The sequence below is a fragment of the Actinomadura napierensis genome (genome assembly GCF_039529375.1).
In the GTDB taxonomy this organism is placed as follows: Bacteria; Actinomycetota; Actinomycetes; order Streptosporangiales; family Streptosporangiaceae; genus Spirillospora; species Spirillospora napierensis.
Map to the genome: position 1 here is coordinate 71695 of NZ_BAAAMR010000036.1, position 11659 is coordinate 83353.

At 74.5% G+C, this 11659-nt stretch carries 12 protein-coding genes and 1 tRNA gene; 10 read left to right on the top strand and 3 right to left on the bottom strand.

What is annotated here, in order from left to right; genetic code table 11:
* The 6 genes from ABD296_RS21330 (at position 1) to ABD296_RS21355 (ending at position 4910) form a co-directional block, all read left to right on the top strand.
* Positions 1 to 981 carry a GNAT family N-acetyltransferase gene (locus tag ABD296_RS21330; RefSeq protein WP_344269715.1) on the top strand — a complete coding sequence of 327 codons (981 nt, stop codon included), beginning with the start codon at positions 1 to 3 and terminating at the stop codon, positions 979 to 981.
* Between the two features lie 126 nt (positions 982 to 1107).
* Positions 1108 to 2079 carry a hypothetical protein gene (locus ABD296_RS21335; RefSeq protein WP_344269718.1) on the top strand — a complete coding sequence of 324 codons (972 nt, stop codon included), beginning with the start codon at positions 1108 to 1110 and terminating at the stop codon, positions 2077 to 2079.
* A gap of 177 nt (positions 2080 to 2256) precedes the next feature.
* Positions 2257 to 2327, top strand: a tRNA-Asn gene (locus ABD296_RS21340).
* A gap of 24 nt (positions 2328 to 2351) precedes the next feature.
* On the top strand, positions 2352 to 2792 hold the full coding sequence (locus ABD296_RS21345; RefSeq protein ID WP_344269721.1) for an HNH endonuclease: 441 nt from the start codon (positions 2352 to 2354) through the stop codon (positions 2790 to 2792).
* A 199-nt stretch (positions 2793 to 2991) separates the two neighbouring features.
* Positions 2992 to 4011: a coiled-coil domain-containing protein gene (locus ABD296_RS21350; protein ID WP_344269724.1), complete on the top strand. Its 1020-nt coding sequence runs from the start codon at positions 2992 to 2994 to the stop codon at positions 4009 to 4011.
* Positions 4012 to 4073: 62 nt separating this feature from the next.
* Entirely contained in the window at positions 4074 to 4910 is an 837-nt protein-coding gene (locus ABD296_RS21355; protein WP_344269727.1) for an endonuclease/exonuclease/phosphatase family protein, read from the top strand.
* A gap of 36 nt (positions 4911 to 4946) precedes the next feature.
* On the opposite strand, the gene ABD296_RS21360 is transcribed toward ABD296_RS21355, so the two are convergent.
* On the bottom strand, positions 4947 to 6002 hold the full coding sequence (locus ABD296_RS21360; RefSeq protein WP_344269730.1) for a Gfo/Idh/MocA family oxidoreductase: 1056 nt from the start codon (positions 6000 to 6002) through the stop codon (positions 4947 to 4949).
* Positions 6003 to 6131: 129 nt separating this feature from the next.
* Between ABD296_RS21360 and ABD296_RS21365 the strand changes: the two genes are divergently transcribed.
* Together ABD296_RS21365 and ABD296_RS21370 are read left to right on the top strand one after the other, a co-directional pair.
* Complete coding sequence (locus tag ABD296_RS21365) at positions 6132 to 7778, top strand: FAD-dependent oxidoreductase (protein ID WP_344269733.1); 1647 nt, start codon at positions 6132 to 6134, stop codon at positions 7776 to 7778.
* Positions 7775 to 9199 carry an ATP-binding protein gene (locus ABD296_RS21370; protein WP_344269736.1) on the top strand — a complete coding sequence of 475 codons (1425 nt, stop codon included), beginning with the start codon at positions 7775 to 7777 and terminating at the stop codon, positions 9197 to 9199. The genes ABD296_RS21365 and ABD296_RS21370 overlap by 4 nt, the downstream gene beginning before the upstream one ends.
* Before the next feature lie 197 nt (positions 9200 to 9396).
* Here ABD296_RS21370 and ABD296_RS21375 read toward each other — a convergent pair whose 3' ends face one another.
* On the bottom strand, positions 9397 to 9798 hold the full coding sequence (locus tag ABD296_RS21375; RefSeq protein ID WP_344269738.1) for a VOC family protein: 402 nt from the start codon (positions 9796 to 9798) through the stop codon (positions 9397 to 9399).
* Positions 9799 to 9855: 57 nt separating this feature from the next.
* Between ABD296_RS21375 and ABD296_RS21380 the strand changes: the two genes are divergently transcribed.
* The gene (locus ABD296_RS21380; RefSeq protein WP_344269740.1) at positions 9856 to 10320 is read left to right on the top strand and encodes a MarR family winged helix-turn-helix transcriptional regulator; all 465 of its coding nucleotides are present in this window, start codon (positions 9856 to 9858) and stop codon (positions 10318 to 10320) included.
* Between the two features lie 66 nt (positions 10321 to 10386).
* Here ABD296_RS21380 and ABD296_RS21385 read toward each other — a convergent pair whose 3' ends face one another.
* The gene (locus ABD296_RS21385; RefSeq protein WP_344269742.1) at positions 10387 to 11349 is read right to left on the bottom strand and encodes a GlxA family transcriptional regulator; all 963 of its coding nucleotides are present in this window, start codon (positions 11347 to 11349) and stop codon (positions 10387 to 10389) included.
* Between the two features lie 82 nt (positions 11350 to 11431).
* Between ABD296_RS21385 and ABD296_RS21390 the strand changes: the two genes are divergently transcribed.
* The coding region (locus tag ABD296_RS21390; protein WP_344269745.1) for an NmrA family NAD(P)-binding protein at positions 11432 to 11659 on the top strand (228 nt) is incomplete at its 3' end.

Genomic DNA, 11659 nt, shown 5'->3' on the forward strand with positions numbered 1-11659 from the left:
ATGGACGTCATCGCGCTCGATGATCCGACGGACGCGCAGATCCGGGAGTGGCACGGCGTGCTGTCGGCCGTGCACGGCGGCGACCCGGCGGGCGAGCCCGCGCCCGAGCCGGAGCAGACGGCCGGCCGTCTCCTCGGCGGCGACCCCGGGTCGCGGCAGCGATTGTGGGGGGTCCCCGACGGCGGCCGGCTGGCCGCCGTCGCCGCGCTGCGGCTGCCCGGCGCACCGGGGACGGACCGTCCCGCCGAGATCGACATCCAGGTCCGGCCGGGGCACCGCCGCCGCGGCCTCGGCCGCCGGCTGCTCGCCGCCGCCGCCGGCGGCCTGCGCGCCGACGGCCGCACCAGCGTGATCGCCCAGGTGAACGCCGGCACCCCCGCCGTCCCGTTCCTGGAGTCGCACGGCTTCGAGTGCGTGCTCACCCTGCGCGGCATGCTGCTGCGGCTGGACGAGATCCCCCCGGACCGGATCGCCCGGCTGGTCGCGGAGGGCCCCGAGGGCTACCGGCTGATCCGCTGGCAGGGCGTCGTGCCCGACGAGCACGCCACCGCCCTCGCGCACGCCAAGCACGCCATGGCCGACCTCGCCGAGTACGAGGGCGCCCCCTGGGACGCGCACCGCGTCCGCGAGACGGCCGAGGTGGTCGCCAAGCGCGGCGACGACCTCTACACCGTCGCCGCCCTCGACTCCTCCGGCACCGTCGTCGCCGGCTTCACCGAGATCGTCGTCCCGCACGACGCCGCCGGCCGCGCCGCCCAGTACGACACGGCCGTCGCCCCCGAGCACCGCGGGCGCCGCCTCGGCATCTGGGTCAAGGCCGCCATGCTCCAGTGGCTCGCCGGCGAGCGCCCCGAGGTGCGCGAGATCGAGACCGACAACCTGGGCGACAACGAGCACATGCTGGCGGTCAACGAGGAGCTCGGCTTCCGGGTCGAGCGCGAGTCCCTGGAGTACCAGGCCCCGGTCTCGGCCCTGCCCTGATCCCCCTGCCACCGGGACGTTCGCCCGGCCGACCGGACTTTTCCACAGAACCCCGTTCCGGTTCCCTCCGCCCGCGCCCGCGGCCACGCTGAAACCCTCAGGTGCGGCGAGTGGGGGAGGCGGCCCATGGGCGGGCGGTTCGAGCTGGAGGTCCCGGAGTCGGTGACCACGCGGTTCCTGGTGGCGACGCAGTCGAGGACGCTCCCTGAGCCCGGCTTCCTGCCGGACGCCATCGGCGACGGCGCCCTCGCACGCGAGGCCGCCGCGATGCTCGAATCCGCCAGCCTCGTCGTCGAACCGGTCACCCGCCCGTCCGGCGAGCTGAAGACCCGGTTCCACCGGCTCGCCGCGCCGCCCGGCCGGCTCGGAACGGTCGTCGGCGCCCGCCGGCACATCGCGGTCACCGCGTCCGGCCCGCCCGCCGGGCAGCCGCGGTCCGCGCAGGCCGCCCGGCTGGCCGCCCGCACTTTGGCCGCCGCCGTGGACGGCACCGTCGCCGACCTGGACTCCCGGCGGATCCTGCCCGGATCGCCGCCGCCCGCCGAACCGGAGCGGTTCGCCCTTGGCCGCGAGTGGGTCTCGGTGTTCGTCACCCTCGATACGGGCGACGGCGCTCGCGCCCGCGTCGACACGTCCGGCCTGCACCGCTTCGGCCTGCCGGAGGTCGCCGCGCGGCACGTGTCCTACGCGAGCATGCTCGCCGCCGCCAACCTCGTCCGCGGGCTGACCTGGCAGCTGGTGGCCGAGCAGACGGCCTGGCTCGGCCGGGGCCACCGCGACCGCACCCGCTCCACAGGGCATGAACGTGCGGTGTCCGCCGCCGACGTCCTGCGCTTCTGGGGCACCGGCCCGCCGGCCCGCCCTCCCGGCGACTCCGGGTCCGCCACCGTCCGCCTTGGCTGGACCGGCACCGACTGTCCCGACTGCCCCGCCGCCATCGAACTCATCCCACCTGCCCGCCTGCCGGCCCCGAGCCCGCCCGACCCGACCTCGCGCGCGTCGCCCCCACCCGCCGGCCCCTCTGAGGACCAATGGTGGCGTGAGGTGGCCGAGGCGATGCCGCAGATGGCCCGCCCCGCCGCACCCCCACCCTCCTGAACGCCGCGCCAACCCGCCGCCGTGCGTCCCGGAGGGGGGCGTGGGGGCGCCGGGGGCCGGGGCGAGGTGGGGCCGTCTGAAGTGGGTGGGAAAAACCGTTGCCCTGGTGGGGCGTGCGTCGGCATTCTGATGGAGGCTTCCGGGAAATGCCCGGAAGGCGGAGAATTTCCGATCCATTGTCTCGTAGTTCAACGGCAGAACGCCGCACCGTTAATGCGGTTATCCAGGTTCGAATCCTGGCGGGACAGCGGTCCGGGGTGGGAGGTGACCCGGTGAACGTGCTCGTCCTGAACGCGTCGTACGAGCCATTACAAAAAGTGGACCTGCGGCACGCCATCCGCATGCTGGTCCGCGAGGTGGCCGTCGTGGAGGAGGCCGAGGAGGGCCGGACCATCGGCCGATTCCCGGTGCCGCGGGTCCTCAGGCTCGTCCGGTACGTCGCGATGCGCTGGCGGCACGGGCGCCGTCCGCCCTGGAGCAAGCGCGGCGTCTACCTGCGCGACCGGGGCCGCTGCGGCTACTGCGGGCAGCGCGGCAACACGATCGACCACGTGCACCCGCAGTCGCGCGGCGGCGGGAACACCTGGGAGAACACCGTCCTGGCGTGCGGCCGCTGCAACAACCGCAAAGGGGACCGGACGCCCCGCGAGGCCGGGCTGCGGCTGCGCTGGGAACCGCGGGTCCCGCGCTGGGAGGACCTCGTCGGGATCTGACAGGAAGCCGCCGGACCCCTCCCGGCGGCACGGGGGAGGGGCCGGACCGCCCGTCGGCGGTCCGGCCCCCTTTCCCGCGTTCCATCACCCTTTCGGTGACGATGACGTGACGTTGTGTGATCTTCCGAATGTCTGATGGTTTCTGGTGATTGTGGTAGCGTGCCCGCCAATCTTCGCCTCTGTTATCTGGGAGTGATCTGTGGCGGCCCTCGGTCCCTACGGCAGGACGGCGCGCCCCGCCGGCGGGCGCCGGACGGCGCGGCGGCTGGCGGTGCTGGTCCTCGCGGTGGGGATGTCGGCGGCACTGCCCCCGGCGGCGGGCGGCGCCGCCCGCGTCCCGGCCGAGCCGAAGAAGGACCTCAAGAAGGAGTACGCGAAGCTCGAGAAGCGCGCGGACACGCTGTCCAAGCAGTACCGCGGCGAGCTGATCTCGCTGGAGGAGGCGAAGAAGTCCGCCGAGCGGGCGGGCGCCGACGCCGAGCGCGCCGACCGGGAGTACGGCGCGGCGCGGCTGTCGGTCGTCCGGATCGCCTCCACCACCTACATGACCGGACGGCTCGACGTGATCCCGATGGTCACCTCCGGCGATCCGGTCTCGGCGCTGCGCGACGCCTCGGTGATCGAGCACATCAGCCAGGACAACGGCCGCCGCGTCGAGAGCCTGCAGGCGCTGAACGCCAAGGCGGCGCAGTCGCACCGGGCGGCGCAGGCGGAGCTGGACGGGGTGCGCAAGGAGATCGACGACCTGGAGGGCCAGCGCGCCCGCGTCAAGAAGCTGCTCGCCAAGTACAAGCCCGAGGTGCCGAAGGCCCCGGCGGGCGGCGGCAAGCCCGACGGCGTCTCCGGCACCAAGTCGCCGATCGCCGGCAACTCGATGACCGCGCGGATGCGGACGGCCCTCCAGGACATCGACGGGAAGTTCGGGCCGTTCCCCACCATCGGCTGCTCGCGCCCCGGGGACCCGCAGGACCACGGCTCCGGGACCGCCTGCGACTTCATGGAGAGCACCGGCGGGAAGATGCCGAGCGCGTCGGCCAAGGCGCACGGCGACCGCGTCGCCCAGTACGTGATCGACAACGCGTCCCGGCTCGGCATCAAGTACGTGATCTGGCGGCAGCGCATCTACGACATGCGCGGCAGCGGCGGATGGCGCCAGATGGAGGACCGCGGCAGCGTCACCCAGAACCACTACGACCACGTCCACGTCTCCGTGCTGTGACGCGTGGCCGCTTTGTGACAGGCGGGATGGTGGCGCGGCGGCCGCGATGACACGCTCACCGCATGGGCTATGACATCGAGGCGCCGTACGGGCCGTTGATCGAGACGACGTGCCGGGTGGCGACCTGGAACGTCTGGGACCGCTACGGCCCCTACAAGGAGCGCGAGGCGGCGATCATCGGGATCCTCCGCGGCGCGGCGCCCGACGTGCTCGTCCTGGTGGAGGCGTGGGAGGACGAGGACGACTCGCTGGCGGCTCGGCTCGGCGAGGCGCTCGGGCTCCCGCACGGCGTCTTCGGCGGGTCCGCCTACGGGGCCGCGGCGGGCGGCCGCTCGGGGATCGCGGTCCTGTCGCGCTGGCCGCAGGAACGGACCGGTGAGCGGCGGCTCGGCGACCCGGACGGCACCGACGGCGGCCTCGCCGTGTCCGCCACGGTCCGGGGACCGCGCGGCGCCCTCCACGTGTTCGGCGTCGGGCTGGCCTACAAGCTGGGGCACAGCGGGCAGCGGCAGGAGCAGGTGCGCGACCTCGCCGCCTACGTGCGCGAGACAGCGGGACGGGAGACGCCGGTGGTGGTGGCGGGCGACTTCAACGCCGGGCCCGACTCCGACGAGATCCGCATGCTCACCGGACACGCCGCCGTGGGCGCGCCTGGAGTCGTCTTCTACGACGCGTGGGAGATGGCGGGCGACGGGACGCCGGGCCACACCTGGAGCAACGCGAACCCGTGGGCGCGGCCCGTCCTGTGGCCGGACCGCCGCATCGACCACATCTTCTCCGCATGGCCCCGCGCGGGCGGCGCCGGACATCCCGTCCACTGCGAGCTTCTGGGCGTCGAGCCGGTGGACGGCGTCGTCGCGTCCGACCACTACGGCGTGCTCGCCGACCTGCGCTACTGACCGAGCGGACGCCGCCGGCCGTGGTCCGGTGGCCTGTCAGTGCGTCCGGGTGTCGATGACGGTGCCCTCGCGGGCGGAGCGGAGGGCGGCCTCGATGACCTCCAGGCTCGCGATCGCGTCGGTGAGCGTGACCGGCGGCGGCGCCTCGCCGCGCAGCGTGCGCGCCACCCCCGCGTAGAACTCGTGGTAGGCGCCGGGGGCGGTGGCCTCGGCGCGGTCGTCGCCCGGTGCGCCGACCCTCCCGTACGACTCGGGCGGCGCGATGCCGTAGCCGGGGTCCCTCGGGGTGAGGCCCGCGCGCAGCGAGTCCTCCTGCCCGTCCATGCCGCTCACCGTGTAGGAGGCGCGGCTGCCGAGGACGCGGAAGCGCGGCCCGAGCTGCGCGGCGGTGGCGCTCGCCCACAGGTGGGAGCGGACCCCGCCGCGGTGCTCGAGCGCGACGAACACGTCGTCGGGCGCCGCGGCGCCCCGCCGGCGCGTGTCGATCTCGGCGAAGACGCGCTCGGGGCGTCCGAACAGCGCGATCGCCTGGTCGATCAGGTGGGACCCGAGGTCGTAGAGGATGCCGCCGGCGTCGCGCGGGTCCGCGCTCTCCTTCCAGCCCGCCTTCACCTCGGGCCGCCAGCGCTCGAACCGGGACTCGAACCGCAGCACGTCGCCGAGCGTCCCGGACCCGGCCAGCCGCCAGACGGTCCGGTAGTCCCCGTCCCAGCGCCGGTTGTGGAACGGGATCACCGGCAGCCCCCGGACGGCGCTCAGCGCCGCCAGCGACCGGGCGTCCGCCGCCGTCGCCGCGACCGGCTTGTCCACGACGACCGGCAGGCCCGAGGTCAGCGCCGTGCGGGCCAGCGGGACGTGCTGCCGGTTCGGCGCGGCGACCACCACCAGGTCGTAGCCTCCGGAGGCCTCCCACAGCCGGTCCGGGCTGCCGAGGACGCTCGTCTCCGGGTAGCGCTCCGCGACGGCGCGCGCCCGCTCCGGATTCCCCGTGACCACGGCGGCGAGCCGCAGCCCCGGCACCGAGGAGATCAGGGGCGCGTGGAACACCGAGCCCCCGGTGCCGTATCCGATCAGCGCAACACGCAGGTCCATGCGACGATCATTACCGATGCGGTCCCGGCCGCGGGGCGCCGGGGTCGCGGCCGGACGGCGCGGGCGGGACGCGGCGGGCGCGGGCCACGTAGGCTTTTGCCCGGGGATGTCATGGGATGAGGGGGACGTGTGTCCAAACCAGTGCTGCTGACGGTCGACGACGATCCGGGCGTGTCCCGGGCGGTGGCACGCGACCTGCGCCGCCGGTACGCCGAGTCGTACCGGATCGTCCGCGCCGAGTCCGGGCGGCAGGCCCTGGACGCGCTGAGCGAGCTGCGGCTGCGCGGCGACGACACGGCCGTCCTGCTCGCCGACTACCGGATGCCCGAGATGAACGGCGTGGAGTTCCTGGAACGCGCCATGGACCTGTTCCCGTACGCGCGCCGGGTCCTGCTGACCGCCTACGCCGACACCGACGCCGCGATCCGCGCGATCAACGTCGTCGACCTGGACCACTACCTGCTGAAGCCGTGGAACCCGCCGGAGGAGAAGTTCTACCCGGTGATCGACGCGCAGCTGGACGCGTGGCGGCGCACCGACCGGTCCCGGCCCGCCGAGCTGCGGGTCGTCGGGCACCGCTGGTCGGCCCGCTGCTACGAGGTCCGCGACTTCCTGGCCCGCCACCAGGCCCCCTACACCTGGCTGATGGACACCGACCCCGAGGGCGCCGAGCTGGTCACGGCGGCGGGCTCGCCGGAGCTGCCGCTGGTCGTCACGGCCGACGGGAAGACGCTGTGCGCGCCGACGGACGCGCAGCTGGCGTCGGTGATCGGGCTGCCGAGCACCCCGTCCACCGGCTTCTACGACCTGATCGTGGTGGGCGGCGGCCCGTCCGGGCTCGGCGCCGCGGTGTACGGGGCGTCGGAGGGGCTGAGGACCGTCGTCGTGGAGCGGCGCGCCCTCGGCGGCCAGGCGGGGCAGAGCTCGCGGATCGAGAACTACCTCGGCTTCCCCGACGGGGTGACCGGCGCGCAGCTCGCCGACCGGGCCCGCCGGCAGGCCGACCGGTTCGGCGCGGAGCTGCTGCAGGCCGGCGAGGTCACCGCGCTGGAGTCGCACGGTACGGCGCGGGTGGCGCGGCTGGCCGACGGCACCGAGATCGCCGCGCACGCCGTGATCCTCGCCAGCGGCGTCTCCTACCGGCGGCTGAACGCCGAGGGCGTGGAGGACTTCGTGGGACGCGGCGTGTACTACGGCGCGGCGCTCACCGAGGCGCCGTCGTGCGCGGACGAGGAGGTCGCCGTCGTCGGCGGCGCCAACTCCGCCGGCCAGGCCGCCGTCCACCTGGCGAAGTACGCCAAGAAGGTGCACATCATCGTCCGGGCGGACGGCCTGGAGAAGTCGATGTCGCACTACCTGATCGAGCAGATCGAGGAGACGCCCAACATCGAGGTGCACACCGGCAAGACGGTCTGCGCCGCGGAGGGCGCCGACCGCCTCGAACGCCTCACGTTCGCGTGGCCGGGCGGCAAGAAGACCATCGACGCGCACTGGCTGTTCGTGTTCATCGGCGCCGAACCGGGCACGGACTGGCTGGACGGCTTCGTCGAGCGCGACGAGCGCGGGTACGTCGTCACCGGCCCCGACCTGGTCGCCGGGGGCCGCCGTCCGGCCGGGTGGCCGCTCGCCCGCCAGCCCTACCACCTGGAGACCAGCGTCCCCGGCGTGTTCGCCGCGGGCGACGTCCGCGCGGAGTCGATGAAGCGCGTCGCGTCCGCCGTCGGCGACGGCGCGATGGCCGTCGCCCTCGTCCACCGCTACCTGGAGCAGGCATGACGACCATCACCGCATCGCCGGAGGAGCTGCGCTCGCTGTTCCTCTTCGAGGACCTGGACGACCAGAAGCTGGAATGGCTGTCGGCCTGCGGGACCGTCGCGGAGATCCCCGCGGACGGGGTGATCTGTGCGCAGGGCGAACCCGCCGAGTTCCTGTACGTGCTGCTGGACGGCGAGATGGTGATGAGCCAGCAGGTCCGGGACCATGCCGTCGAGACCAGCCGGACGTCCCGCCCCGGCACCTACGGCGGCGCCGTCCAGGCGTACCTGGACGGCCAGATCGAGCAGAAGTACCAGCACACGCTCCGGGCGGCGCGGCCGTCGCGGGTGTTCGTGCTGCCGGCCCGCAAGTTCAGCAAGGCCGTCCGCAAGTGGTTCCCGATGGCCACGCACCTGCTGGCCGGGATCTTCTTCGGGATGACGAACCTGCGGCGCGCCGTCGACCAGCGCGAGCGGCTCACCGCGCTCGGCACGATCACCGCGGGCCTCACCCACGAGCTGAACAACCCGGCCGCCGCCGCGGCGCGGGCCAGCGCCGAGCTCGGCGACCGGCTGCTCGCCGCGCAGAAGAGCCTGGCCGACCTCGCCGCGCAGGGCGCCGACTGTACGCGGCTGGCGGCGCTCGTGGCGCTGCGGCCGACGCTGGCCGCCACCCCCGGCGCGCGGCGCAGCCCGCTGGAGGTCAGCGACGCCGAGGACGAGCTGGGCGACTGGCTGGAGGAGCACGGCGTCGGGGACGCCTGGGACCTGGCGCCCGGCCTCGTCTCCGCCGGGATCGGGGTCGAGGAGGCCGCGGAGGTCGCGCAGGCGGCCGGGGAGCACCTGCCCGCGGCGGTCCGGTGGCTGGCGGAGGTGATGGAGGTCGGGCAGCTCCAGGCGGAGATCTCCGAGGCGATGGACCGGATCACCGCGCTGCTGGACTCCGCGCGCCAGTACTCCCAGCTGGACCGCGCCGCCTACCAGCGGGTCGACCTGCGCGAGCTGCTGAACAGCACGCTGACGATGCTCAAGCGCAAGTTCGGGCCCGGCGTGACGGTCAAGACCGTCTACGACGAGTCGCTGCCGCCCGTCCCGGTGTACGCGGCGGAGCTGAACCAGGTCTGGACGAACCTGATCGTGAACGCGCTGTACGCGATGGACGGCTCGGGCACGCTCACGATCCGCACGGCCCGCGTGAACGACCAGGCGATGGTGGAGATCGCCGACACCGGCTGCGGCATCCCCGAGGAGAACATCGACCGGATCTTCACGCCGTTCTTCACCACCAAGCCGGTCGGGCAGGGGACGGGCCTCGGCCTGGACATCTCCTGGCGGATCGTCGCGGACCGGCACGGCGGCGACATCAAGGTGGAGTCGCTGCCGGGCGACACGCGCTTCCAGGTGCTGCTGCCGCTGGCCGAGGCGTCCCGCGACGACGACTGACGGACCCCCGTCCTGTCAGTCGCCTGCGGGGTGGCGCGTTCCTTTTCGTCGCCGAGGAACAAGCGTCCGTCTCGGCGTGCGTGATGTGCTGTGGGCACGGGCTCACACCGGGTCGGCCCGGCGGAGCGCCCCTCCGCCGGGCCGAGCGCCCCGCCCGACCGCCCCGCCGTGCCGGGGCCCCGACCCGGGCGACCGGATCAGTACGACTGGAGTTCCAGCAGGGTGCCGCCGGGGTCGCGCAGGTGCGCCGTCCGCAGCCCCGGTCCCCATTCCGGCCGGTCCGCCGGTTCGGTGACCGGGACGCCGCCGAGCGCGGCGAGCGCGGCGGCGGCCTTGTCGACGTCGTCCACCCGGAACACCAGCATCGAGCCGTCCTGGCCGGACGGTGCGGGCAGGTCCGCGGTGCCGACGGTCTCCGCCATCCGGGCGCGTCCCATGACGACCAGCACGCACTCGCCGCCGAGGTCCCAGTTGGCGTACTGGGCGTCGGGGAGCAGCTTGACCGGCCGGACGCCGAGCAGTTCGTCCAGCGCGGCCTCGTAGAACCGGGCGCAGGCGTCGAAGTCGTCCACCAGCAGCCGCGGGTAGAGCGCGTCCATGGCGCCCTCCTATTCGTGGGTGCTTACCAATGATGGGGGTAACCCTACAATAGGCGGATGGACGACACCGCAGGGCCGCTGCCGCCTCGCCTGCTCGGCATCACCACGTTCGTGCTGGCCCGGGTGGGACGCGCGGGCCGCGTCCGGATGGGCCGGCTGATGGACGAGCACGGCCTCGGGCTCTGGCACTTCGCCGTGCTGGCCGCGCTGGACGACGCGTCCCCGGCCTCGCAGCGCGAGCTGGGCACGCGGCTGCGCATCGACCCGAGCGACCTGGTCGAGGTGGTCGGCCGGCTGGAGGCGGCCGGGCTCGTGCGCCGCGAGCGCGATCCGTCCGACCGGCGCCGCTACGTGGTCGAGCCGACCGCCGAGGGCCGCGCGGAGCTGGACGAGGTCACCCGCCGCGCGGCGGAACTGGACGACGACCTGCTGGCCCCGCTCTCCGCCGCCGACCGGACCGCCTTCGAACGCATGACCCGCACCCTCCTGGCCCATCACGACCCCGCAGCCCGCGATCGCTGACCGCCCGGCGCCGCGGCAGGCCGGCTGCTCCTCGGACGTCGCCTACGCCGCCGGGGTCGTCGGTGGTCACCGCGCGACGGGTCGGCTCCGGGAGAAGGTGCGGCGGTAGGTGCGGGGCGGGACGCCGCGGCGCAGCGTGAACTGCTCGCGCAGCACGGCCGCGTCGCGGTAGCCGACCCGGCGGGCGATCTCCTGGACCGGCAGGTCCGTGGTCTCCAGGAGTTCCTCGGCCAGGTCGAGCCGCTGCGCGCGCAGCCACGCGTGGGGCGTGGCGCCGGTCGCGGCCTTGAACCGGCGCGCGAACGACCGGCGGCTCATCAGCGCCCGCACCGCCAGCTCGTCCACCGGCAGCCGCCGGTCCAGGTTGCCGCGCGCCCACGCGATCACGTCGGCCAGCCGCCGGTCGTCCCCGCCGGACGGGATGGGCGCGTCGATGTACTGGGCCTGGCCGCCGTCCCGGTGCGGCGGTGTCACGAGGTCGCGGGCGACCCGGTTGGCGAGGGCCGCACCGTGGTCCCGGCGCAGCAGGTGGAGGCAGAGGTCCAGGCCCGCCGCCGCCCCGGCCCCGGTCGCGACCGTGCCGTGGTCGATGTAGAGGGCGTCCGGGCGGACGGTGACCCGGGGGTGCGTCGCCTCGAGTTCGCCGGCGTGGCGCCAGTGCGTCGTGACGTCGAGGCCGTCCGCGAGCCCGGCCGCCGCGAGCAGGAACGTCCCGACGCAATGGGCCGCGATGGTCGCGCCTCTTCCGTGGGCTTCCCGGAGCGCGTCCACGACGTCCGGGGGCGCGTCGCGGAACCCGGCGCCGGGCAGCAGCAGGACGAGGTCGGCTGCGGCGATCAGCTCGGGTCCGTGGCCGATGTGCACTTCAAGACCGAGTTCGGTGCGCAGCGGGCCCGGCCGCTCGGCGCAGAGACCGAGATCGAACGGCGGGACGCCGTCGCGGGGACCGAACACCGAGCCCGCGATCCCGAGGCTCAGCGCGGTGACCCCCTTCGGGGCATAGGCGGCGATGCGCTCGAACGGGGGCATGGCGCCAGGATGGCACGAAACCCGCGATGGGTGGCAGATGGGCCACTTTCCCGAGCCGCGGGCGCGGGACAGGCTGGTCGTCATGATCGAACACGGCAGTGACCGAAGCGGCGGCGGCCATCGCGACGACAAGATCGTTCTGGTGACCGGGGCCACCGGGAAGCAGGGCGGCGCGGCCGCCCGGCACCTCCTCGCGGGCGGCTGGCGCGTCCGCGCCCTGACCCGCGACGTGCGCGGCCCCGCCGCCCGCGCGCTCGCCGGAGCCGGCGCCGAGGTCGTCCCCGGCGACCTGGACGAACGCGGGTTGGTC

Excerpts from the sequence above, each read along its gene's own strand:
- ABD296_RS21330 (WP_344269715.1), top strand. The coding sequence starts at position 1 with ATGGACGTCATCGCGCTCGATGATCCGACGGACGCGCAGATCCGGGAG.
- ABD296_RS21335 (WP_344269718.1), top strand. The coding sequence starts at position 1,108 with ATGGGCGGGCGGTTCGAGCTGGAGGTCCCGGAGTCGGTGACCACGCGG.
- ABD296_RS21355 (WP_344269727.1), top strand. The coding sequence starts at position 4,074 with ATGGGCTATGACATCGAGGCGCCGTACGGGCCGTTGATCGAGACGACG.
- ABD296_RS21360 (WP_344269730.1), bottom strand. The coding sequence starts at position 6,002 with ATGGACCTGCGTGTTGCGCTGATCGGATACGGCACCGGGGGCTCGGTG.
- ABD296_RS21370 (WP_344269736.1), top strand. The coding sequence starts at position 7,775 with ATGACGACCATCACCGCATCGCCGGAGGAGCTGCGCTCGCTGTTCCTC.
- ABD296_RS21375 (WP_344269738.1), bottom strand. The coding sequence starts at position 9,798 with ATGGACGCGCTCTACCCGCGGCTGCTGGTGGACGACTTCGACGCCTGC.
- ABD296_RS21380 (WP_344269740.1), top strand. The coding sequence starts at position 9,856 with ATGGACGACACCGCAGGGCCGCTGCCGCCTCGCCTGCTCGGCATCACC.
- ABD296_RS21385 (WP_344269742.1), bottom strand. The coding sequence starts at position 11,349 with ATGCCCCCGTTCGAGCGCATCGCCGCCTATGCCCCGAAGGGGGTCACC.